The sequence below is a fragment of the Maribacter litoralis genome (genome assembly GCF_902506355.1).
GTDB lineage: Bacteria > Bacteroidota > Bacteroidia > Flavobacteriales > Flavobacteriaceae > Maribacter > Maribacter litoralis.
Window position 1 is genome coordinate 136,778 of the sequence record NZ_LR733271.1, and the last position, 20,859, is coordinate 157,636.

The 20,859-nt window shown below is 37.7% G+C and carries 21 protein-coding genes and 1 tRNA gene; 7 read left to right on the forward strand and 15 right to left on the reverse strand.

From position 1 onward, the window contains the following. Positions 1 to 4: 4 nt before the first annotated feature. The 6 genes from EXIGUO8A_RS00640 to EXIGUO8A_RS00665 all read left to right on the forward strand — a co-directional run bounded on the left by EXIGUO8A_RS00640 (position 5) and on the right by EXIGUO8A_RS00665 (position 5,755). The gene (locus tag EXIGUO8A_RS00640; RefSeq protein ID WP_159301539.1) at positions 5 to 853 is read left to right on the forward strand and encodes a universal stress protein; all 849 of its coding nucleotides are present in this window, start codon (positions 5 to 7) and stop codon (positions 851 to 853) included. 64 nt (positions 854 to 917) lie between these two features. Beyond that, positions 918 to 1,757: a universal stress protein gene (locus tag EXIGUO8A_RS00645; RefSeq protein WP_159301540.1), complete on the forward strand. Its 840-nt coding sequence runs from the start codon at positions 918 to 920 to the stop codon at positions 1,755 to 1,757. Between the two features lie 131 nt (positions 1,758 to 1,888). After that, positions 1,889 to 2,788 carry a mechanosensitive ion channel family protein gene (locus EXIGUO8A_RS00650; protein WP_159301541.1) on the forward strand — a complete coding sequence of 300 codons (900 nt, stop codon included), beginning with the start codon at positions 1,889 to 1,891 and terminating at the stop codon, positions 2,786 to 2,788. A 1-nt stretch (position 2,789) separates the two neighbouring features. Further along, positions 2,790 to 3,635, forward strand: coding sequence for an ATP cone domain-containing protein (locus EXIGUO8A_RS00655; protein WP_159301542.1), 846 nt, complete (start codon positions 2,790 to 2,792; stop codon positions 3,633 to 3,635). Between the two features lies 1 nt (position 3,636). Further along, entirely contained in the window at positions 3,637 to 5,007 is a 1,371-nt protein-coding gene (locus EXIGUO8A_RS00660) for an MBL fold metallo-hydrolase RNA specificity domain-containing protein (RefSeq protein WP_159301543.1), read from the forward strand. Positions 5,008 to 5,116: 109 nt separating this feature from the next. After that, positions 5,117 to 5,755 (forward strand): hypothetical protein, encoded by a 639-nt coding sequence (locus EXIGUO8A_RS00665; protein ID WP_159301544.1) that lies wholly within the window; start codon positions 5,117 to 5,119, stop codon positions 5,753 to 5,755. Between the two features lie 10 nt (positions 5,756 to 5,765). Here EXIGUO8A_RS00665 and cls read toward each other — a convergent pair whose 3' ends face one another. From cls to EXIGUO8A_RS18740, 9 genes are all read right to left on the reverse strand, one after another. Beyond that, positions 5,766 to 7,175, reverse strand: a complete 1,410-nt coding sequence (cls, locus tag EXIGUO8A_RS00670) for a cardiolipin synthase (protein ID WP_159301545.1) — start codon at positions 7,173 to 7,175, stop codon at positions 5,766 to 5,768. Between the two features lie 559 nt (positions 7,176 to 7,734). Further along, positions 7,735 to 9,993, reverse strand: a complete 2,259-nt coding sequence (locus EXIGUO8A_RS00675; protein ID WP_159301546.1) for a xanthine dehydrogenase family protein molybdopterin-binding subunit — start codon at positions 9,991 to 9,993, stop codon at positions 7,735 to 7,737. 16 nt (positions 9,994 to 10,009) lie between these two features. After that, positions 10,010 to 10,474, reverse strand: a complete 465-nt coding sequence (locus tag EXIGUO8A_RS00680; RefSeq protein ID WP_109655046.1) for a (2Fe-2S)-binding protein — start codon at positions 10,472 to 10,474, stop codon at positions 10,010 to 10,012. Positions 10,475 to 10,570: 96 nt separating this feature from the next. Continuing rightward, a complete protein-coding gene (locus tag EXIGUO8A_RS00685; RefSeq protein ID WP_159301547.1) occupies positions 10,571 to 11,173 on the reverse strand; it encodes a flavodoxin family protein in 603 nt (200 codons plus the stop codon). After that, a complete protein-coding gene (locus EXIGUO8A_RS00690) occupies positions 11,170 to 11,553 on the reverse strand; it encodes a helix-turn-helix domain-containing protein (RefSeq protein ID WP_159301548.1) in 384 nt (127 codons plus the stop codon). The genes EXIGUO8A_RS00685 and EXIGUO8A_RS00690 overlap by 4 nt, the downstream gene beginning before the upstream one ends. A gap of 42 nt (positions 11,554 to 11,595) precedes the next feature. Then, positions 11,596 to 12,663, reverse strand: coding sequence for an aldo/keto reductase (locus EXIGUO8A_RS00695; protein ID WP_317164559.1), 1,068 nt, complete (start codon positions 12,661 to 12,663; stop codon positions 11,596 to 11,598). Between the two features lie 101 nt (positions 12,664 to 12,764). Beyond that, positions 12,765 to 14,384 carry a carboxylesterase/lipase family protein gene (locus tag EXIGUO8A_RS00700; RefSeq protein WP_159301550.1) on the reverse strand — a complete coding sequence of 540 codons (1,620 nt, stop codon included), beginning with the start codon at positions 14,382 to 14,384 and terminating at the stop codon, positions 12,765 to 12,767. 30 nt (positions 14,385 to 14,414) lie between these two features. Then, positions 14,415 to 14,861, reverse strand: a complete 447-nt coding sequence (locus EXIGUO8A_RS00705; RefSeq protein WP_159301551.1) for a nuclear transport factor 2 family protein — start codon at positions 14,859 to 14,861, stop codon at positions 14,415 to 14,417. A 26-nt stretch (positions 14,862 to 14,887) separates the two neighbouring features. Beyond that, positions 14,888 to 15,733: a DUF4440 domain-containing protein gene (locus EXIGUO8A_RS18740; protein ID WP_159301552.1), complete on the reverse strand. Its 846-nt coding sequence runs from the start codon at positions 15,731 to 15,733 to the stop codon at positions 14,888 to 14,890. Positions 15,734 to 16,095: 362 nt separating this feature from the next. Here EXIGUO8A_RS18740 and EXIGUO8A_RS18745 point away from each other — a divergent pair, with 362 nt between their 5' ends. After that, positions 16,096 to 16,194, forward strand: a complete 99-nt coding sequence (locus EXIGUO8A_RS18745) for a hypothetical protein (protein WP_159304361.1) — start codon at positions 16,096 to 16,098, stop codon at positions 16,192 to 16,194. Between the two features lie 160 nt (positions 16,195 to 16,354). On the opposite strand, the gene EXIGUO8A_RS00720 is transcribed toward EXIGUO8A_RS18745, so the two are convergent. The 6 genes from EXIGUO8A_RS00720 to EXIGUO8A_RS00745 form a co-directional block, all read right to left on the reverse strand. After that, positions 16,355 to 17,053, reverse strand: a complete 699-nt coding sequence (locus EXIGUO8A_RS00720; RefSeq protein WP_159301553.1) for a phage integrase SAM-like domain and Arm DNA-binding domain-containing protein — start codon at positions 17,051 to 17,053, stop codon at positions 16,355 to 16,357. 251 nt (positions 17,054 to 17,304) lie between these two features. Next, positions 17,305 to 17,378, reverse strand: a tRNA-Pro gene (locus tag EXIGUO8A_RS00725). 69 nt (positions 17,379 to 17,447) lie between these two features. Further along, a complete protein-coding gene (locus EXIGUO8A_RS00730; RefSeq protein WP_159301554.1) occupies positions 17,448 to 18,359 on the reverse strand; it encodes an alpha/beta hydrolase in 912 nt (303 codons plus the stop codon). 15 nt (positions 18,360 to 18,374) lie between these two features. Next, positions 18,375 to 19,115 (reverse strand): M15 family metallopeptidase, encoded by a 741-nt coding sequence (locus EXIGUO8A_RS00735; RefSeq protein ID WP_407658158.1) that lies wholly within the window; start codon positions 19,113 to 19,115, stop codon positions 18,375 to 18,377. Positions 19,116 to 19,302: 187 nt separating this feature from the next. After that, on the reverse strand, positions 19,303 to 20,124 hold the full coding sequence (locus EXIGUO8A_RS00740; protein WP_159301555.1) for a sugar phosphate isomerase/epimerase family protein: 822 nt from the start codon (positions 20,122 to 20,124) through the stop codon (positions 19,303 to 19,305). A gap of 11 nt (positions 20,125 to 20,135) precedes the next feature. Next, entirely contained in the window at positions 20,136 to 20,858 is a 723-nt protein-coding gene (locus tag EXIGUO8A_RS00745) for a gluconate 2-dehydrogenase subunit 3 family protein (protein ID WP_116770143.1), read from the reverse strand. Between the last annotated feature and the right edge of the window lies 1 nt (position 20,859).

Consider the following 20,859-nt stretch of genomic DNA (forward strand, 5'->3'; position numbering starts at 1 on the left):
AACTATGAAAACCAAAAACATACTTGTAGCAACAGATTTTTCTAATGAAGCCTATAACGCGCTTTTTTATGCTACCCAGATTTTTGCGTCAACAGCATGCACATTTCATATAGTTCATGCCTATGATGATATAATTTTGAGTGCAAAAAACGCGCTATTTACAGGTAAGAAAGAGATGGAGCATTTACAAAACCAATCTCAAGAAAACTTGACGAAAACAGCACATAAAATTGTACTTGACACCGGTAATGAAATACACAAATTCAATACCATTTCTAGTAATGGTAGTCTTGCCAGTGTAATATCCAAAACGATAGATACTCATGATATTGATTTGGTAGTTATGGGTAACAAAGGTAAAACGGGCGCCAAAGAATTATTTATGGGCAGCAATACCATTCAAATTGCCAATACTATTACTACATGTCCCATTCTGGCCATACCTAGAGAGATTGCCTTTAAACCTATTGAAGAAATCGCTTTTGTTACCGATTATAAAAAAGGATGTACTAAAAATTCTATTTCTATGCTGTTAAATATTGCGTCAATTTCAGATGCTTCAGTTGCAGTTCTGCATATTAATGAAGAGGAATTAATGACTTCTAAACAGGTATCCAATCAAAAACTATTAGATAAATGTTTAGGGCAAACGCCGCATAGTTATGATGAAATTTGGAACTATGCCGATAAAGCGAATGTCATTCAAGATTTTATAGCTGAAAGAGAAATCAACATGTTGGCAATGGCGTATCATAGAAGAAAATTCTTTGAACGTTTTTTACATGAGCCCGTAATTATGGATTTAAGTATCTATGCCACTATTCCGTTTCTGATTCTACCTGTACAAGACTGATATTTATCATAGTGATTGAGTTAAATGGACAATATATTTATAGAACAATCTAAATCATTTAACAATGAACAAGCGTATTTTAATACCTACCGATTTTTCTAAAAATGCTTTAAACGCAATTAGATATACTGTTGATTTGTACGCCAAATTAAACTGTGACTTTTATTTTTTAAATGTTTTCAGTTTTGAAAAGTACACTACCAATAGCTTAAATATACCAGAAGAAGGGAGCGCTGTATATGAGCAAGCAAAAGAGGATTCTGAAAAAAACTTTGTGAAGCTATTAGATACCTTGTCCTTACCCCCAGAAAACCTAAAGCATAATTATTATACCGAATCTACATCTAATTTTCTATCAGAAGCAATAAAGAAAATTATAAGTGAAAAAGACATTGATTTGGTGGCTATGGGAACAAAAGGGGCTACCGGATCTAAAGGTGTGTTATTTGGTAGTAATACTGTAATGGCAATGGAAAAAATTAGGGAATGCCCTGTGCTTGCAATACCTGAGCACGTATCATTTATGTCTCCTAAAGAAATTGTTTTTCCTACAGATTATAAAGATGTATATAAAAGATCAGAATTTAGATACCTTATAGAATTGGCTAATATGCATCATGCTGAAATTGCCATTTTACATTTAGAAAAGAATAAAGAACTTACTAAAACTCAACAAAGCAACAAGCAATTGTTATCTTTAATATTAAGTGAAACCACACACCAATTTCACACACTTACAGAAAAAAATCTAGGTAAAGGTATACAGAGCTTTGTTGAAAGTAGAGAAAGCGATATGGTGTCTTTCATAAACCGTAAACACTTCTTTTTTGGAAATGTTTTCTCTAGACCATTAATTAAAGAGATTGGTTATGATAGTGATGTTCCCATACTAGCATTACATTAAGATATTTTAGAATTGATACGTACCTACACATAAAATTATCATAACATATTTTAGACATCCTTGGTTGGTTGATGTCTAAGGTTAAACCGTCAAAGAATTCGCTTCATTGGCGGTTTTTTTAAACAATTCATATGGATACAATTTCTAGCTTATTAGAGAACCCTACCCTAATTAAAATAATCAAGTTAATTGCGTGGATTCTCTTTATAGTTTTTATTATCGGTTTTATCAGAAAATCTCTTAAAAAAAGAATAGAAGATATTTCTATAAGGTACAAGGCGCAAAAAGGTGTTGAAATTATAGGTTACGTACTTATTATTTTCTTAGTTCTAATGGCATTTACTGTTGATAGCATTAAAGATTACACCATAATTATCGGCTTATTTACCGCTGGTATCACTTTTACCCTGCAAGAATTGATACTTAGTATTGCAGGCTCTTTCTATATATTTTTTGTTCGCGTGTATAAACCTGGCGACCGTATTGAAATCAATAATATAAAAGGTGATGTTATTGACATAGACAGTATTTACACCACTATTATGGAAATGGGAGAATGGGTTAGCAGTGACAACTATTCCGGTAGAATTGTAAAAATCAGTAATGCATTTGTTTTTAAAGGTCCGATAAAGAATTATTCAATGGATTTTCCTTTCGTTTGGGACGAATTGAACATTCTCATCACTTATGGTTCTGATACTGAACTTGCCAAAACCATTATGCTGAATACCGCCAATGAATTTTTATCTGATTATACAGAAAAATCGAAAGCTAAATGGCAACAAATGGTCGCTCATTATTATATAGAAGATGCAACGATCGAACCAACGATAGCCATGAACCTTACCGATAATTGGGTACAATTAAATTTAAGGTATATAACAGATTATAAAAGAAGAAGAAATACAAAACACACGCTATTTCAATATTTTGAAAAAGCGATTTCTAATACAAATGGTAAAGTAACTCTAGCTTCTACTACATTACAATTACTAGAGGTACCACCGCTTAATGTTAATTTAAAAAAGTAATATGGATACTAAAGAATCTATTGACATTATCAAATCTTCAGGACAGAAAATGAAGTTCTCATTAGACAAACTTCGTAACTCTCTTAAGCACAGTGGTGCAAACCATGAACTGATAGAAGAAATTGTCAGCAAGGTATATGATGAACTTTTTGAAGGCATTACGTCTAATGAAATCTATAATAGAGCGTATTCGTTACTTAAACAAAACAAGTCGGTATTCGCCTCTAAATACAAACTAAAAAAGGCAATCTATGAATTTGGACCAACTGGTTTTCCTTTTGAACGTTTTATAGCCGCTATATTGCAATATTCAGGTTATGAAGTTGACGTAGACATCATATTAAACGGTGCCTGCGTTACCCATGAAATTGATGTTATTGCAGAAAAAAATGGTTCGGCAACTCTTATAGAATGTAAATTTCATAATGAAGAAGGACGTAATTGCAACGTTAAAATTCCGCTTTACATACACTCCAGATATAATGATGTAAAAGTACACTGGATAACAAATAAAAATAACAAACCATTGAATGAAGGTTGGGTAGTTACAAATACCAGATTCACTGAGGATGCCTTAACCTACGGAAAATGTGCAGACCTCTATCTTTTAAGTTGGGATTTTCCAAAAGACGACGGACTAAAAGACAGAATTGATAGGCTTGGACTCTACCCTATTACGGTTTCTAGCTTGTTATCTAAACGAGAAAAACAATTTCTATTAAGCAGAAATGTGGTACTGTGTAGACAACTTGTAAAAGACAAATTTTACCTGGATCACCTTGGTATTTCTACCGAACGAAAATCCAAAATTTTAGACGAAATCTCACAACTTTGCAAAACTCAATAACATGAAAAAAGTACGTATAAAATTTTTAGGCGCTTCTGGTACGGTTACAGGTTCTAAATTTTATCTAGAAACTCCTGAACTTAATATCATCATAGATTGTGGCATGTTTCAAGGTCTTAAAGAGTTACGTAAAAAAAATTGGGAGCCTTTATCTATAGACGCTAGTAAAATAGATGTGGTATTGCTAACACATGGTCACCTAGACCATACTGGGTACTTACCACGATTGGTAAAAGAAGGTTTTAAAGGAGATATCATAGGCACCCTCCCTACTTTAGCCGTTGCTCGCGTTATTTTGCTTGATAGTGCCAAAATACAAGAAGAACAAGCTAAAAAGGCAAATGAAGAAGGCTTTTCTAAACACCCTAAAGCGCTTCCCTTTTATAATATCATAGAAGCTGAAAAAACCATTAGATTATTCTCTGGAAGAAAAAGAGATGAATGGATTCAGCTATCAGAAAACATTCGCTTTAAATATAGATATAACGGTCATATCATTGGTTCCACTTTTATTGAATTGGAGATTTTCGAAAAAATGTTCGTTTTCTCTGGCGATGTAGGCAGATTGAACGATGAGTTATTAATGCCTCCAGAAAGACCCGAATGGGCAGACTATTTATTTTTAGAAAGTACATATGGCAACAAACTACATCCTAAAGAAAACATTACTGAAATTTTAAGTGATCTGGTTCAAAAAACCATTAATGAACGTGGTACGTTGATTATACCTTCTTTCGCCGTTGAAAGATTACAACTACTCATGTTTTTGTTTTGGGATTTATATAAAAAGAATAAAATACCCAACATACCCATTTTTATAGATAGCCCAATGGGCAGTAATGTTCTAGATGTATTTGGGCAATTTACAGATTGGCATAAGCTTAACCAAAATGATTTTAAAGCTATGTGCAATCACTTTACCATTACATCATCATACGCAGATACTTGGAAAACTATAGACGACCCTAGACCTAAAATTGTAATTGCAGGTAGCGGCATGGTTACTGGCGGCCGCGTACTCACCTATTTAAAACAGTTGATAGATGAACCTAAAACAAAGGTTCTATTAGTCGGTTACCAAGCGGAAGGTACACGTGGTCGGCAATTGTTAGAGGGTACGCATGAACTTAAGCTCTTCGGCAAATACTACCCTGTAAAAGCTAGTATTCATTTTATTGAAAGCCTTTCTGCACATGCAGACCAAGAAGAACTTCTTCATTTTATAGATGGTATTAAAAATACCCCGGAAAATGTTTTTCTAATTCATGGTGAACCGGGTGCTTTAGATGCTTTTAAGGTAAAAATAAGAGATACCAAAGGGTGGAACTGTATAATTCCAAAATTAGCAGAAACTATAAATCTATATTTATAATCGGCTTTTTTTGTCAGATTGTACTTTTCTTAAACTGACTATCGTCATATTTACGACATTGCCAATGTAGTATCTTCGACATATATAAGAAAATAAATATACCTGCCCTATGAAAAAGTTGATCCTGCTATTCTCATTGATATTGATGGGTTGTTCATCCATTAGCTTAGTAGAAAATTGGAAAAACCCCGATATCGTTTTGTTCAATGCCAATAAAGTACTACTTGTAGGTATGGCACAAGATGAAAATAATAGAGAGCGTTTTGAAACAAAATTGCAAAAAGAATTTACCGATAGAAATGTAGAAGCATGGAGAAGCATTGATATTTTTGATTTATCGCTAACCGATTCTCGCAAGACCGAAAAAGAACTAGATGCAGTTGAACAAAGTTTACTGGACAAAGATTTTGATGCTATTCTATTAACAAAAATTACCGGTTCTGAAAATCGTGAAAGTTTTATGAAATCAATATCACGGTGGGATGACCACCAATCAAGGTTCAATGATGATTACTTAGAACATCAAGGTATCTATTATGATGATGATTACTATGAAAAATTTACCGTTTACCATGCAGAGACTACACTATACTGTATTTGCGAGGGTAAAGAAAGAGCTATGATCTGGCGAGGTATTATTGAAATTACCGAACCGAATAACATTGAAAAAGCGATTAAGGATTATGTACAATTAATTATTGTGGCAATGGAGGATCAAGATCTGGTGTTTACTTCTCAAATTGAATAAAAGGATATTATTAAAACAACGGACTAAGCACTCTGCCCACGCCTTCTTTAAGCTTTTTGCTCCATGGTCTTTTTACAAAATCGTTATACACCAATTCATTACTTATTTTACAGTCGTTTAGAAAATCTTCTTTCAATTGTTTGGCAATTTGTTTGTGATACATAATTGCATTTACCTCATAATTTTGCTCAAAGCTTCGGTCATCTAAATTTGCCGTACCAATTGAGGATACGGTATCGTCACTTACCATAATTTTACTATGTAAAAATCCGTCAGGAAATAAGTATATTTTAATTCCCGCTTTCAAAAACATTTCAAAATAAGAATGAACCGACCAACTAACCACTTTGTTATCAGCTTTTTCAGAAACAAGTAACCTTACATCTACTCCACTTAATGCAGCCGTTTGTAATGCCCTTATCAACGCTTGCCCTGGAATAATATAAGGGTTTGTAATATAAATATAGTTCTTTGCGGTGTTGATAATAGTAAAATAGGTTTGCTCCAATGCCGGGAAATCATCATCTGGTCCACCAGCTACAATTTGTACCAGCTCATTGGAGACAGGTTGTTTTGCGTAACTCTTGGGTTGTTCGATAGCTTCTAGTAATTTTGTACTTACCAAATACCAATCTGTCATAAATACTTGATCTAATTGAGCTGCTGCTGGACCAACAAGTCTTAAATGCATATCATGCCATTTACCTAAACCTACTTGACCTTTTAAATATTTATCGGAAACGTTGATACCACCGGTAAATGCAACTTCACCATCTACGACGATTATTTTTCGGTGATTTCTAAAATTCAATGAGTAAAAATACCTGCCGAATTTAAATGGTAAAAAAGAATATACTTCTACACCGATTTCTATAAGTTTCTTTAGGTATTTTTTGCTCAAAGAGAAACTGCCAATACCATCATATATTAACCTAACCACTACCCCTTGGGCAATTTTCTTCTCAAATAAATCTAACAACCTGTTCGCCAAATCGCCTTCTTCAAAAATATAATACTGAATATGAATACGTTGCTTTGCACTTTCCAATGCTTTAAAAATGGTTTCAAAGGTTGTTTTACCATCTTTTAATATGTGCAGTTCGTTACCGGTAGTTGGTGGAAATTGAGCGTTTTCATAGTTTAATGTAATTAGCTTTTTATATTTACCGTCAAACACATCGATGTGTTCTAAACTAGGTTTAGGTTGATTATTGAACAAATCTTTCTCTTGTTGAATAAGCTTGTATTTTCTTCTATTTCTACCCAATAGTAGATAAAGAAAAATACCTCCCACGGGTAACGCAAAGATTGCTAAGAGCCATGCCAAACTTTTAGATGGCTTAGCTCCGTAAAGTAAAATGGACAGCACAATCGACAAAGCAACAATTACGTAAATACCAATAAATATTGAAGTCCACATGCTTATATTGATTTAAAAAACCACTTTATAAATGGTGGTTTTCTGCAAAGTGCAAAATAATAGTCTATTTCTATAAAAAATATGATAAATATTAGGGCGTAGTCTTCTCATTTTCTGCTTCCTACAGCTTTCATCAAATATTCAACAAAGTGAAGGCTATCGCCTTCTCACTTTTTTGATTCCAATCGCTTACATAAGCAGAACAAAAAAGGATTTACAGAATCCTAATGAACCCTCGTTGCAAATAACAAAATGAAGGCTATCGCCTTTTCATTTTTTGTTCCCAACCGCATTCATAAACTATGTTTATGACGCTTTTGGAAACAAAAAATGAACTGTTCTCACAGTTCATTTTCTTATTCAGTCGGGATGACAGGATTTGAACCTTACCCAATAAATGTTCTTATATCAATTAGTTACATCTTTAAAAAACAAACTGTTGACCGATTTGTTGACGGTGTTTTAAATGAACTTAAAGTAAATTGACTTACTTTCTGATGGCGTAAAGATATAATTTGAGTAATTCAAAATAATAAAAGAGCATATTTTTTTATAAAATCTATCCAACAATTTCCCGACTCTTGTTAAAAGGTTGCTGATAATGCCTTTGCCCCGTGGCTTTGTAAAGTGCATTGGCCACCGCTCCAAAAACAGGGGGAAACGGAGGTTCTCCCATACCCGTTGGGTCGATTTCATTCTGCACAAAATGTACATCGATTTCTTTCGGTGCCTCTTTCATACGGATCATTTGGTATTGGTGGAAATTGTTTTTCTGTGGCACCCCACCCTCAAAGGTCAATTCCCCATAAAAGGCATTGCCTACACCATCGGTAATGGCTCCCTCGGCCATGTTTGTTGCTGCATCAGGATTTACCACCACTCCACAATCAATGGCACAAACTACTTTTTCAACTACAGGTTTACCGTTCTCCATCTTTAAATCCAGTACATGCGCCGCATAGGAGTTATGGCAAAAATAGGCCGACACTCCTCGATGTTTCGTTGCATCATTTTCTTTCCAAGCCGATTTTTCACGAACCAATTCCAAGACTCCGGCGTACCTATCAGCATCATAATCATTCCGTTCGCCTACAGGATTTTCCTTGGCGCGTTTTAGCAGGTCCAAGCGAAATTGAATGGCGTCCTTGCCCGTAGTTTCAGCAACTTCATCCAAGAACGCTTGTTCGGCACCGGCCATAAAATTAGATCGTGGAGCTCTAAAGGCTCCTATGGAAATGTTGGAATCAATGGTCCACTCTTCTGCCATATAATTATCAATGGCCCCTGCCGGAAAACGATTGGCGAACAATGGACTCTCCGGCACTCCTCCAGCCTTTACATGTAATGCCGTTAAATTATTGTTTTCATCAAAAGCCGCGCGATAGGTTGCGTGATAAGTTGGGCGATAAATACCATTGGTCATATCGTCTTCACGGCTATATACTAACTTGATAGGTGCATTGACTTTTTGTGAAATCAGGGCCGCTTCCACTACAAAGTGGGCATAGGCCTTGCGTCCAAAACCACCGCCCATCCTTGGAAGGTCCATCTCAATATTCTCTTTCGGTATTCCCAGACTACTAGCAATGGTAGGGATGATCAAAGGCGGAATCTGTATTGGTGCTGCAATTTTCGCCTTATCGCCTGCTAGATGGGCAAAAGCATTCAAGGGCTCCATGTTATTATGAGCAAGAAAAGGCGCCGAGTAACTTCTTTCCAAAATCGTTGTTGCATTTTCGAAGGCTACTTCTGGATTTCCATCTTTTCGGACAACTTTTCCCGGTTTTGCAGCAAGTGCTTCCATTTGTGATTTATGGGTCGTGGTAGATTCCAGTCCTGCGGGTATGTTAATCGTTTGTTTTCCACCAAACCCAGCGATTGTTTCCGAATAGGCGGTAATGGGTTGCCATTCAACTTTTAATTTCTTTTTAGCTTGCATCACCTCCCAAGTAGAGTTGCCCACTATCGCAACCAATTCAGGAAAAGCGTTGGTGTCGAAACCGCCTTTTTCATATCCGTCCTTAAAACTCTTGATCGTAACCACATCCTTGATTCCAGGCATGGCTTTGGCTGCTTCACCATCCACTGATTTTAAGGTCAAACCAAAAGCTGGTGGATGTTCGATCATGGCGATCAACATTCCTTCCTCTTGAATATCCATGCCAAATAGAGGCCTACCGGTTACAATGCTTTTTGCATCTACATTTTTTTGCGAACGGCTGATCAGTTTAAAATCCTTTACCTCTTTTAGTTGTACTTCTTCGGGTACGGTAAGTGTTGCTGCAACTGAAGCCATTTCTCCGTAACCGGCCGATTTTTTGGTGGCTGCATGTTGTAATACTCCTGCTTCTGCGGTAATCTCTTCCTTGGGTACCTGCCAAGTTTCTGCCGCCGCCGCTATCAACATCTGCCTTGCGGTTGCTCCGGCCATTCTAAGCGGCTCCCATCGGGCACTTATTCCCCTACTGCCCCCCGTAAATTGAAATCCATATTTGTCTGCATGATAGGGCGCCTGTTCAACCAGTACATTTTTCCAATCTACATCTAACTCTTCTGCTACCAACATGGGCATAGATGTCCTGATATTCTGACCGAATTCCGGATTGGGCGTATAAATGGTTACAACCCCGTTATCACCTATTTTCAGATACGAATTCATTTCGAACCATTCTTTGGGCATTTCCCTGACAACCATCTCTTTTGCCTGCTCAGGTTTGCAGGAGTTTAAAATACTAAAGCCAAGTACCAATCCGCCACTTGCCAAACTTGTATTCTTGATAAAGGCCCTACGTCCCATATGCGTCTTTAGCTTTGTCATCTCCTAATTTTTTTGATTAAACGTTTTCCGAACTAGCGGCTGTTTTTATTGCTTTCTTGATACGAGTGTATGTACCACACCTACAGATATTCCCGTTCATAGCGCTTTCAATTTCTTCGTCCGACGGATTGGGATTCCTTTTCAACAAGGCCGAGGCCGACATTATCTGCCCTGCCTGGCAATATCCGCATTGGGGTACATCAATTTCTAGCCAAGCTTTTTGTACAGGATGTTCACCATGTTCCGACAGTCCTTCAATGGTCGTAATTTTTTGCTCGCCGACAGCCGAAACAGGTAATTGGCAAGAACGTACCGCATTGTCACCTAAATGCACCGTACAGGCACCACATTGAGCGATACCGCAACCATATTTAGTACCTACCAATTTAATATGGTCTCTTAATACCCATAGCATTGGAGTATTTGAATCAACATCTACGCTGTGTTCCGATCCGTTGATATTTAAGTTGAATATTGCCATTTTTAAAAAATTTACTTAAAAATAAAGATTATATATTAGGTGTTGCCTACGAAATTCAAACAGTTTTAACCTACTTTGTCAAAATCCTAATTGTTTTTAGTTTTTGATAGTCAGTGGTTTAAGCTTTTCAAGCCATTCCACAAGTAATTCCTTCACTTCTACTTTACGGTTCCCTTTTATGGCCAAGTAAATTCCATCTCTCTCAATACCCCCGGTTACCGAAAACCCTTCTAAAATGTTGCAATCGGAGCAAAGGCTTTCCACCGTTCTAAAGCTACTGCCAATACCGTACCCAGCATTGGTGTTAAAAGGAATGACCGTTTTATCCTTAAGGTCGTGCCGGGTCAAAAAGCTTTTAATTGGTGGAGGCAGTTGCATTCCCCATGTGGGGAAGCCTAAAAAAACGGTATCATACTTGTCCATATTTATCTGTGTTTTTAGGGGCGGAAGAAACCCGGTACGATTTTCTTCTGCCACTTGTGCCACAATCGACTTGTAGTTTTGCGGATAAGGATTTTTTAATTCCAGTGCCACCAGATTACCGCCCACATTTTCATGGATCATTTCGGCCAAAACCTTAGTATTGTTTGTTCTTGATAAATAGACAATCAATATGTTGTCCGCTTTATTCTCGTACCCTTGGGCACTACACCATCCGGATACCAAGAAAATAATAAATAGTAAACGAGATATTATCATTTTTTAATTTTCAATTTTCTGAAATCTGTTGGCGTATGTCCTACATGTTTTTTAAAAAAGGTGCTAAAATGATTTACTTCCCTAAATCCTAAGACTGTAGCTATGGTAGTAATTGACCAGTCATTTCTTTTGAGCAATGCCCTTGCTTCCTGAATAAAACGTTCATTTATATTTTGGGTAGTCGTTTTTCCAGTATACAACTTGACGGACCTATTCAAGTGATTTACATGAATATTTAAAATATCCGAAAAATCTGAGGCTTTGCGCAACTTTATGGGTTGTGTGTCCTCTGTAATGGGGAATTGTCCGCTCAGTTGCATCAAAAAATTTTGGGCTATTTTAATATAGGTTTTTTGATTTGTTGAGAGGGACGAATCCATATTTTCAATATCGATAACTACAGTTTTTTTTGACGTATTCTTCTATTGATCTACCAAGGCAGTTTCCGGCCCACGGACACCTACCAGTTGTATCTTCTCCAAAGCATTCCTGAATTCCTTTAATTCCGTATCGGAAAAAGTAACGTTCAGTGCACCTTGGTTCTGTTTCACATGATGCAGTTTCGTAGTTCCTGGAATAGGAACAATAAAAGGTTTTTGTGCCATGACCCACGACAATGCTATTTGGGCCGGAGTGGCATCCTTTTTTCGACCCCATTCGTGTACCAGCCTGAGCACCTCCATGTGAGCTTCAATAGCTTCCGGTGTAAAATAGGGCACTTGAGATAAGCGGGAGTCACTAGAAAAACGGCTATGCTCGTTGAACTTATCGCCTAAAAATCCACGACATACCGGTCCCCATGGCACGAACCCTATGTCCAATTCTCCACAGGTATCTATTACTTCATTTTCAAGGGCACGCTGAATAATAGAGTATTCGCTCTGAAGGGCAGCAACGGGCTGCTCTGCATGGGCCTTTCGTATGGTCGTTGGTGAAACTTCGGAAAGTCCAAAATGGAGCGCCTTCCCTTCCTTGATCAAATCCTTAACCGTTCCGGCAACGTCCTCAATCGGAACGTTTGGATCCAAACGATGCAGATACAACAAATCGATACGATCGGTACGAAGGCGTTTCAACATGCCCTCTACAGCGCTTTTAATATGTTCTGGCTTGCTATTTCTACCTGCCCTTTTTCCATTTGAAAAGTCAAACCCAAATTTACTGGCAATGACCACGTTGTCTCTAATAGGTTGCAGTGCCTCAGCTACTAATTCCTCATCAGTAAATGGGCCGTACACTTCGGCAGTATCAAAAAAGGTAACGCCCAAATCATAAGCCCCACGAATTACGGGAATCATATCCTTGGTATCTCTTGGTGGATTGTAGCTGCCACTTTTCATGCTCATACAACCCAACCCAATTGGCGATACTTCCAATGCGCCCAACATTCGCTTTTCAGGGTTGGAAGCTGCTTTTAAACCCTCAATTGTACCAGGTGAATTTTTCTCATTGGCAAAGGCCATTGGGCCTGCCACTATACCTGCTCCCAAAAGGGCGGATTTCGAAATAAAATTTCTTCTGTTTACTGAATTACTTTTCTTTTCCATACCAATATGCTGTTATCGTAATATTTTAAAACCCAATAAATGGACTAAATTCCTCGTGATTGTAGTTCGTTTCTAAGTTTGACACCCTTTTCAACGACATCCAATCTGGCTTTTCTTGAGTCTGGTTTTCCAACGGCTTCACCATCTAACTGTATATCCATGATTTCACCTTCATTTTTAGTATAGACTGGCCAGTTTGGTAATCCATCTCCATTCGGGTTTCCGGTCTTGGCGAAATTTACCCAGTATCCGTTCATAAGTTCCGCCACCTTCTTGTCCTCTGGAGTGGTCTCGGGATTGCCCCAACGTGCATCAAGATTATTAAACACATAGCCAACTTCGGAACCATGGCCGGCACCATATTTCATTCTTTCCTTCATAGGTTCGGGTACAAACCCAAAATGGTAAATAAACGTGGGTTCACCTTGTTCCGCGAAAGCTCTTGCGGCAAAACGTCCTGGTTCTCCCCACACCCAATCGGTATTGAACTTGGTAATCACCTCTTCGAATGCTTTACTTCCATAAGGATCATAGGCAGCTTGTGCTTCCTCCTTAAACTCGCCAAAAAGTGAAAATAATTCTTCTTTTGTTTTACTGTTGTTGACAAAACTACCTCCGATTTCGGCGCTGTTAGAACCGATCATCAACGGTATTTGCATTTGTCTACCAGCGTTGTAGGCACTTTCGGCAGTTTCCGTTACCAATTTGCCGTCCAAAATCGGCCCGGAATAGATTCTAGGGCCTCCTTCACCATCCGTTTCTTGACCGCTATCCACAATTTCTTCCACTGGCAATGCGCGCAGGTTGGTCAAGGCATCGGCATCCGTACCTTCTATTCCGTGTTTTTTGGCAAAGTTGATACCAATGGTTTCTGCCGATAAGGGGTAAAAAGCACTTGCATTTTCTTCCTTTATTGGCCTTCCGGTAAGGACACCATCTCGGGCACCACCAGATTCGCTAATGGCTTTATGAAAAAGTCCTTTTGCACCCGGAATGGTCATTAAAGAGTGAACGGATACCCCACCTGCGGAAAAGCCGAATATAGTTACGTTATCAGGATTACCTCCAAAAGCGGCAATGTTCTTTTGCACCCATTGCAACGCTGCAATTTGGTCCATATAAGCATAGCTGCCTTTATGTTCTTCAGGATGTTCGGCGCTCAACGCTGGAAATGCAAAATGGCCCAAACGCCCCAAACGGTAATTGATGGTGATTAAAACCACTCCCTTCTTCGCAAATTCATCACCCGCGATTCCAGCTCCGGAACCACTTCCTCCAACAAAGCCTCCACCATGAATCCAAACCATGACCGGCAAGTTCGCACCCGAATTTACATAAGCGGGTTTCCACACATTCAGGTACAGGCAATCTTCGGATGAACCTTCACTAATGGTTCCCGGGGCACCGCCCCATCCGGACTGTGCACAATTGGCTCCATATTCCGTGGCATCCAATTCACCATCCCAGGGGGATAATGGTTGAGGGGCCCTCCAACGGAACTCACCAACTGGTGGAGCAGCAAAGGGTATTCCCTTAAAACTAGCTACACCATCTTCATGGACGCCTCGAATTACTCCTAATTCGGTCTTTACTTTGGGTGTACTTTCTTGCGCGGAAATAGTAACTCCAAGGAGTACCAACAATCCTAATATGTATTTTTTCATTTGAGTGTTTATTAAGTTCCGTTGTTCAAGTTATTCCCTTGTCATTGTTTTGCTAAAGGTCAGGTCGGCCAATTTCCAAGTGTTATTCTCCTTTACATAAACCTCCGTTACCATAAAGGGATTGGTCACTTCATTGCTGCCTACTACGGCCAAGAGTGTAATTTGGTTCCAAAGTATAACGGTATTATCATTCAAGACTTCGACCATGACTTCATGGACATCAGCTTTTTTATAGTGGATGAACCCACCTCTAATGATTTCTACTTCGTGGTCCTTTCCCCATGTGCCGCCCATGTGGACGAACTTGGCTTTATCATGAAAAAGGCCTTCCAATTTATCGGCATCCTTATCGGCCATCCATTGCCATTTATGGATGGACAGCTCTCTGATTTCCTTTTCTAAATCAGTCGATTGGGCAAGGGCGACTTTTCCTGTGATGAGCATGACCAATAGACTTAGTATTATTTTCCTGTTCATTTTTATAAATTATTTGTTCTGAAGTATTAATGCGCAATTTCATGGGTATCACGAACGCTGCTAAAGGTAAGGTCCAATAATTTCCAATCGTCGCCTTCTTTTTTATAGAATTCGGTCACGGTAAATTCATTGGATACATCGTTACCACGAACATGGGCCGTAAGTGTTATTCTGTTCCAAAGTACCACGGTATTGTCATCAAAAGTTTCCACGACCACATCGTGTACATCGGCATTTTTATACCAAATGCTTCCCGTCTCGATGATTTCCAATTCCCGGTCCTTTTTCCAGGAGCCGCTCATGTGTACAAACCTTGATTGGTCATGAAACAAATTGGCCAACTTGTCCACATCCTTTTCGGCCATCCATTTCCATTTGGCTTTGGAAAGTTCCTTGATCTCATTTTCAAGACTTGAATTGTTAATTTCAGGAAGCGGTATTTTGTTATAATCCTCAGCACTAAGTTCGTCTGTCCATTTGGTAGGTGTAGGCCCGCCTATCGCCAAATAGGTTACTGCACTTTTAGGAGTGGCACCATGCCAATGTTCTACATTGGGAAGGCATTTGATAACGTCACCAGCGCGCACTACTTGTACTTCCTTTCCTTTTTCCTGATAAAAACCAACGCCATTAGTGATCAACAATTGTTGCCCGTCTGGATGTAAATGCCAGTTAAGAAATGCTCTAGGTGCTGAAACCGCTTGGGCTATGTTATGTTTAAAAATTTCATCAGCATCTACAACATGCGTAAGCCAAATATCACCGGTATGGTGTACGTTTTTCGCTTTTGCCCCCATGGGAAAAATAGCTTCTTGCGCAAAGGAAGATATGCTTAACATACCTATAAACAAGCCTGTCAATAATGCTCTCATTTTGTTTTATTTAATTGATTTAGATTATATAAATTACCCTTTCCAAAGCTATGGTATAATTCATAGGATAGGCTTACCACAATTACGGATTCACCTACCATTATTACGGATTACAGGGGTATAAACCATTTGTTCACAAAGCATTAACTAAATTCAAAAAACAGATTTCTTCTCTGTCCAACACAAAAGATTAGATATGGGTCGATGATTATTGTTCCGAATTTAAATTTAGATGCAGGGTACCCACTGAATGGTGAACTTGATTTAACTGAAAGAAATTAGATGAAAGAAAAACATTCAGTGCAACCTTATTCATGTAGCGAAACAAAAAATATCCGACCCCTGATAAATCGTTAAATAAAATTGCATGCGACCTTGGTTTTAAATATCCACAGCATTTCAAAAGACTTTTTAAGAAAATGGTGGGGTATATCCCTCAGGAGTATCGCATGTTGAAATAATAGTTTCCAGCATCCAAAGTTATTCGCCCATTTCGAACTAGAACTTGTATTTTTTAAAAACCATCGACATCGATTCAGGATCAATAGCTTCCATATCAATCAGTTTTAAATCTTTTACCAACTGAAGTCTAGTTGTGGCAAAGGACTTTTCTTCTATTGCTTAAAGTTCGTCAAGTCTTAAAAAGCCTCTTTCCGTTTTAATATATTTTGATTCGAAGTTGATAAAGGGATCACGTTGTATCCATCCCAATTTTAGAGAAAGGTTGATTAATTTTCTGAAACGTGCTATATGTTTCATCACAGTATTGTTACCCATTCTCTGTTGATGGTCTACAGGTACGTAAGACCTTAGAAATTTTTCAAATTTTATGATAAAGTCATAGTCGAGTTCACTCAAGTACATATCCGAGGACTTATAAGTTTTTAGTAGGAATTTGGAAAAATATTTTTGTGTGGTGAAATAATTTTTTTGGGTTCCCCATTTTAACTTGCCCCTCATGTCCTCGTTATGGTAAGCAATAATATCCGTAACCGAACGATGGGCATCATCTACCCGAAGGAATCTTGCCTTAACTGCCTGTGCGGTAATAAGCTTATTTTCAGTCTTTAAATCTCGGTAGCACTGAAATAAGTGATTATAGGTCTCGTCCAAATAGCTGTTAAGTATTCTCGATTTTTGGCTAGTCCCTTTAGCTCGGTTTTTATGCACATCCCAGCCCGATATTAAAATTTTCCGTTTTAAACTAATGACTGCCCGTTTACCATTTACGGTGATTCTAGCATAAAGTGAGGCCTGATTGTTTTTGACTCTGGAAAAATCTGTCCAGAAGAGAATACTGAATGTTGAAGATGTCTTCATGATTTCGTCTTTTAATTAACATTTATTTTGTTATCAGACGAAAGTCAAATCACTTATAAAGATACATTTATTTAGTCAACGCATTTGGCTTTTTAACAAATAGGTCAACACTTTTACAGTTTTAAATTTGTTGACCGATTTGTTGACATTTCTATTAGGATTAAATGATATGTTTTGATATCCCTGAAAACGAAAAAACCTGATAATCATACGATTAACAGGTTTTTGCTATAGATTGATACTATAATTTGTCGGGATGACAGGATTTGAACCTGCGACCACTCGACCCCCAGCCGAGTGCGCTACCGGACTGCGCTACATCCCGTAAAATTCGATTGCAAAAATAAAGAAGTTCTATAGATTAGAATCTATCTTTTCTGAAAATTTAAAATAGTTATCGTAACGATTCTATCCAATCGATCATTTGCTTTCCCCAATCTTTTAAATGTTCATCATGTAAACCCAATCCGAATCCGTGACCTCCCTTAGGGTATATATGCATTGTTGCAGAAACACCTTTATCTTTAACCGCTTTGTAAAATAACAAACTATTTTCTACAGGAACCGCGGCATCATCGGTTGCATGGAGCAAAAAGGTTGGCGGAGTTTGATCTGTAACGTGTTTTTCATTTGAAAAATAATCAGATAGTTCACTAGATTCTTCTTCTCCTATTAAATTAATTTTAGAGCCACTATGTGTATTGGGACCAAATGAGATGACAGGATACGCCAATGCCATAAAATCTGGGCGTGCACTTTCTTTGTCTATACTATCTATTGGTTGATAAACCTCTTCAATAAAATGTGTTCCCAATGTAGATGCTAAATGCCCACCAGCAGAAAACCCGATAATTCCTATTTTATTAGACTGTATATTAAACTCTTCTACTTTACTACGAACTAAACGAATAGCCCTTTGAGCATCAATAAGCGGCACATATTTCTTATCTGTTTGAGAAACGTTTGATGGCAAGCGATACTTTACTACTATACCCGCAATGCCCTTACCATTCAAGAATTTTGCAATATCCGTACCTTCCCAATCGTATGCCAATATTCCGTATCCTCCTCCCGGAAAAATTAAAACAGCCTCACCGGTAGCGTCTCGTTTTGATGGAAGATATACCTCTATAGTGGGGACTTGTACCTTACTTATTCGTAAAATTTCCTTTTGTTCATGTATTTCTTTTTCTGAACTTTTAACGTGATTAGGAATATTACCCGGTGGCCACAACGGTAAAATAGTATCTTGAGCAAGAATACCGTTTACCATTAGCAACAATAACAACAATAGTTTCGTTTTCATAATAGTTATTTTATCCTATTCACAATTCCATTTAAAATTTGCTATAGGGTCATTAGAAGCTCCTTGTAAATTATAATGCCACCACTCCGTTCGGGTAGACCAAAAACCAAACTTTTCCATAGTTTCCTTTAATAGCTTTCTATTATCTAGAATTTCTTGAGGAAGGTCAAAATTATCGTGATATGCGCGCTTACCAAAGAAATCAAAATCCGTTGGCATTTTAACCTCTTCTCCTTCTAATGTTACTAAAGTTATATCTACGGCACCACCTTTGTTATGGATAGAACCTTTTTCAGGGTTTGCCACGTATTGCGGATTAGGGACTATTTTCCACATTTTATACTGAACAGAATTGGGTCTATAGCAATCATAGAATTTTATTTTAACACCATGTTTTTTAAATTCTTCGTTTGCCTTTAATAATGCCTTGACCGTTTTTGCCCTTGTATAACATTCACCACATTCATACACTTGCTCTTTCAAAAAATTATTATCGGTAGCGTATCTCAAATCATACGCAAAGCCATCACTATAGTCTGCTAAACGAACAAATGTAGTATCTGCAATACCTCCCAGACTTTTAAATTGAGGTTTCACCACTTTTGCAATTCTAACCGAATCAGCTACTATTTTTTCTATGGGCTCTTCTTCTTTAGCAGTCTCTTTTTTTGAGGCTTCAGTTTTACAGCTAAGAAAAATCATCATATTTAAAAATAAAACTATAATAGTTTTCATGGTAAAAAACAGCTTTTTCATTAGTTATAATTTATGTGTACGAACCTAAGATTCATATAAACCTTTGGTGCTCTTTAAAGTAAAAATAACATTCTAAATATTTATAATAAACATTTACGTGAGAAACCCCAACATTTAAAAATCTTGAAATAAAAAACCTTCCATTTAATTAAAAATAGAAGGTTTTGCATTCAAGTTGGTAGTTGGTTTACTTTAAACTTTTTAAATACTCTAAACTTTTTGGTACTTGAGTAACAACGTTAGAAGATTCATCTTCTATAAACATATATTCAATACCTAATTTTTTAGCTTCGGCAACTACACCTGCAATATCAATTTGCCCAGTGCCTAAAACTACATTTGTATCATCTTCTTCGTGACCGGTATTATTACCTTCAATACCTTTTTCCATATCCTTTAAATGTAGCAATGTAAATTTCTTCGGGTATTTTTTCATCAATTCCAATGGATCGGCACCTCCATGTTGAGCCCAAAAAACATCTAGTTCAAATGTAAAATCTGTTGCGTGCTGTACCATGTAATCGAATAAAGTACCTTTCTTGTAAGGTCTAAACTCGTAACCATGCGGATGATATGCCAATACCAAGCCGTGTTTCTTTAAAATTTTCCCTGCTTTGTTAAATACCTCGGTGGCATGCTTGGTTTCTTGCAACTCCCAAGTATTGCCTTCATGAGGTACCCAGGCACACATTACATATTTAGCACCAAAGTCTTTTGCATTTTTAATGACTTTTTCAACATCATTTTCCAAGTCACCAAACTCGGCACCAACGCTTACCATATCCAAATCATATTCGGACAATAAAGCTTTAAAATCTTCTAATGACATATCATAGGTTCCGCCTCCTTCAATTTTGGTGATGCCCCATTCATTGATCAAGCCTAATGTATTGGATACATCCATCTTAAATTGATTTCTAAGACTATACAGTTGTAAACCTACTTCTTGGGCCTGTGCTAAAAAACCACTACCCAATAGGATAGTGGCAATCATTAATTTTTTAATCATCGTTTTAAATTCTAAGTAAGTAAATTTCCTTCATCATCCCATTCGGCAATGACGTTTCTTTTACTTTGGTCCACACATTTTGCAATCCACTCTGGATCATAGGCAACACCGTGTTGATCTAAAACGTCTTGCGGTACTCCGTCCCACACATTTGGTGTATTACCTTTATATCCTAAATCAGCAATTCCTACTTTAGATGTATAATAACCGGTTACCGTTAAACCACGCATTGTATAGAAAAATTGAATTTCCAATGGTTGTTCGCTCAATGGCTTTTCGGTATCATGCCAACAGATTTCATCACAGATCTGTTTTTTTTGTTCTAAGGTGGCCGACTTAAATTCCGTTCCAAATTCGGTATTACTTTTATGGTCTAACCACATTAGCCCACCTAATAAGATAGGACCCATTTCAGGTATATCCTTTCCCATAAATTCTACCAGCTCAGGCACCTCTGCCTCTATTGGTCCTCCATGTGGCTCTTTCGGGGGCAAAATCACCACGCTTAAAGCAGCAATAGTTTCCATTTCATGCTCGTTGAATAATTGCTCGGCATTCAACTTTTCTATACGCTCCAATTCTGCCGGCGTTCTACCAAAGTACTTTTCACTAGTAGTGGCAATAGTTTCATCTATAGTTTCTCCACTTTCAGTCTTGCATGAATTGAAAACCAGACCGGTACCGGCTGCGGCACCTCCAAGTATTATAGTTTGTAAACTCTTTCTTCTATCCATC

What these genes read in the sequence shown, in the direction of transcription:
- EXIGUO8A_RS00645 (WP_159301540.1), top strand. Translation starts at nt 918, where the DNA reads ATGAACAAGCGTATTTTAATACCTACCGATTTTTCTAAAAATGCTTTA.
- EXIGUO8A_RS00745 (WP_116770143.1), bottom strand. Translation starts at nt 20,858, where the DNA reads ATGGATAGAAGAAAGAGTTTACAAACTATAATACTTGGAGGTGCCGCA.
- EXIGUO8A_RS00690 (WP_159301548.1), bottom strand. Translation starts at nt 11,553, where the DNA reads ATGGATTCGTCCCTCTCAACAAATCAAAAAACCTATATTAAAATAGCC.
- EXIGUO8A_RS00650 (WP_159301541.1), top strand. Translation starts at nt 1,889, where the DNA reads ATGGATACAATTTCTAGCTTATTAGAGAACCCTACCCTAATTAAAATA.
- EXIGUO8A_RS00740 (WP_159301555.1), bottom strand. Translation starts at nt 20,124, where the DNA reads ATGATTAAAAAATTAATGATTGCCACTATCCTATTGGGTAGTGGTTTT.
- EXIGUO8A_RS00675 (WP_159301546.1), bottom strand. Translation starts at nt 9,993, where the DNA reads ATGACAAAGCTAAAGACGCATATGGGACGTAGGGCCTTTATCAAGAAT.
- EXIGUO8A_RS00640 (WP_159301539.1), top strand. Translation starts at nt 5, where the DNA reads ATGAAAACCAAAAACATACTTGTAGCAACAGATTTTTCTAATGAAGCC.
- EXIGUO8A_RS00700 (WP_159301550.1), bottom strand. Translation starts at nt 14,384, where the DNA reads ATGAAAAAATACATATTAGGATTGTTGGTACTCCTTGGAGTTACTATT.
- EXIGUO8A_RS00665 (WP_159301544.1), top strand. Translation starts at nt 5,117, where the DNA reads ATGAAAAAGTTGATCCTGCTATTCTCATTGATATTGATGGGTTGTTCA.
- EXIGUO8A_RS00685 (WP_159301547.1), bottom strand. Translation starts at nt 11,173, where the DNA reads ATGATAATATCTCGTTTACTATTTATTATTTTCTTGGTATCCGGATGG.
- EXIGUO8A_RS00720 (WP_159301553.1), bottom strand. Translation starts at nt 17,053, where the DNA reads ATGAAGACATCTTCAACATTCAGTATTCTCTTCTGGACAGATTTTTCC.
- EXIGUO8A_RS00680 (WP_109655046.1), bottom strand. Translation starts at nt 10,474, where the DNA reads ATGGCAATATTCAACTTAAATATCAACGGATCGGAACACAGCGTAGAT.
- cls (WP_159301545.1), bottom strand. Translation starts at nt 7,175, where the DNA reads ATGTGGACTTCAATATTTATTGGTATTTACGTAATTGTTGCTTTGTCG.
- EXIGUO8A_RS00660 (WP_159301543.1), top strand. Translation starts at nt 3,637, where the DNA reads ATGAAAAAAGTACGTATAAAATTTTTAGGCGCTTCTGGTACGGTTACA.
- EXIGUO8A_RS00705 (WP_159301551.1), bottom strand. Translation starts at nt 14,861, where the DNA reads ATGAACAGGAAAATAATACTAAGTCTATTGGTCATGCTCATCACAGGA.
- EXIGUO8A_RS00730 (WP_159301554.1), bottom strand. Translation starts at nt 18,359, where the DNA reads ATGAAAACGAAACTATTGTTGTTATTGTTGCTAATGGTAAACGGTATT.
- EXIGUO8A_RS00735 (WP_407658158.1), bottom strand. Translation starts at nt 19,115, where the DNA reads ATGAAAAAGCTGTTTTTTACCATGAAAACTATTATAGTTTTATTTTTA.
- EXIGUO8A_RS18740 (WP_159301552.1), bottom strand. Translation starts at nt 15,733, where the DNA reads ATGAGAGCATTATTGACAGGCTTGTTTATAGGTATGTTAAGCATATCT.
- EXIGUO8A_RS00655 (WP_159301542.1), top strand. Translation starts at nt 2,790, where the DNA reads ATGGATACTAAAGAATCTATTGACATTATCAAATCTTCAGGACAGAAA.